1 protein-coding gene is annotated in these 922 nt (G+C 50.1%); it reads left to right on the top strand.

The window, feature by feature from the left end; translation table 11 throughout:
- Nucleotides 1–922 (top strand): condensation domain-containing protein (locus GRP75_RS28115; protein WP_237449244.1); only part of this gene is annotated, 922 nt, incomplete at both ends.

The following is a 922-nucleotide window of genomic DNA, read 5'->3' on the forward strand; positions in this document are numbered from 1 at the left end:
GGAGCTTCCATCATATCGTGATGGACGGCTGGTGCTTGTCGCTGGTGACAGGCGAAGTGTTTGCAAGTTATTTTGCGCTATTGGCTCATAAGCAGCCGGAACTGGCCCCTGTAACGCCATACAGTCAATATATCGAATGGCTGGAGCAGCAGGATCGTCAGGCCGCATCAGGTTACTGGAGCAAGGTTCTGGAAGGATATGAGGAACAGTCCCGCCTGCCACAGGCTAAAATTCAGGGCAAAACGGGCTATCAGGCGGATCGTCTGGATTTTGACTTGGGCGCGGAGCTAACGGCAGGCATTCAGCGCGTAGCCAAGCGTTATCAGGTAACGATCAATACGTTGATGCAGACGGTGTGGGGCCTTTTGCTGCAAAAATATAATGGCACAGATGATGTGGTGTTTGGCAGCGTGGTATCTGGACGTCCGGCAGACATTCCAAATGTGGAGCACATCATTGGTCTGTTTATCAATACCATTCCTGTACGCATCCGCAGTCAAGTGGACAGCTTATTCTCAGACGTGATGAAGCACACCCAAGAGCAATCCATTGCTTCCCATGCCTATGATACGTACCCGCTGTATGAAATTCAGGGATTGTCGGAGCTTAAGCAGGATTTGATCAATCATATTCTTATTTTTGAGAACTATCCGGTAGAGGAACAATTGGAGCAATTAGGCAACGGTGATGAGTCCAGCTTCAGCATCACAGGAGCTGAGTCTGTCGAGCAGACCAACTATGACTTTAACCTGGTGGTACTGCCAGGGAACACCATTCACATGAGCTTCGGTTATAATGCACTGGCCTTTGAACGGGAAAGTGTAGAGCAAATTCGAGGTCATCTGGTACAGCTGCTGGAACAGGTGACAGCGAAGCCGGACATTCGCGTACATGAGCTGGATATGGTAACCGCGCAGGAGCG

Source organism: Paenibacillus sp. OT2-17, assembly GCF_009827695.1.
GTDB lineage: Bacteria > Bacillota > Bacilli > Paenibacillales > Paenibacillaceae > Paenibacillus > Paenibacillus polymyxa_B.